Genomic DNA, 343 nt, shown 5'->3' on the forward strand with positions numbered 1-343 from the left:
CGCCGCCGCCGCCGGCGCCGACAGGTCGATGCCGCCCTGCGCCAGCCGGCGCTGGTAGAGGGCGGCGTCCGTGCCGCGGCGCAAGCCCGCCAGCTCGTTCGCCAGCCCTTCGGCCGCCTTCGCGGCGGCCTGATCGCCGACATAGCCGGCCATTTCGAGCATTGGCTTCACGGTCGCCGGATCCCAGCGCGCCTTGGCCGCCTCCACCGCACCCTCGCCGGCGGTGTAGGTCTTTTCGGGCGTACCGGCCACCATGGCATCCACCCGCGCGGTGATGGCCGCCCTGGCCTGCGCCAGCTCCGCGCTGGCGACGGCCTGGCCGCCCTCGGTCACCGTCTTCGTC

General features: G+C 75.2%; 1 protein-coding gene. It reads right to left on the minus strand.

From position 1 onward, the window contains the following. Positions 1–255 (minus strand): hypothetical protein (locus HL658_RS36560; RefSeq protein ID WP_211109952.1); only part of this gene is annotated, 255 nt, incomplete at its 3' end. Positions 256–343: the final 88 nt, after the last annotated feature.

It is taken from the genome of Azospirillum oleiclasticum, from assembly GCF_013423485.1.
In the GTDB taxonomy this organism is placed as follows: Bacteria; Pseudomonadota; Alphaproteobacteria; order Azospirillales; family Azospirillaceae; genus Azospirillum; species Azospirillum oleiclasticum.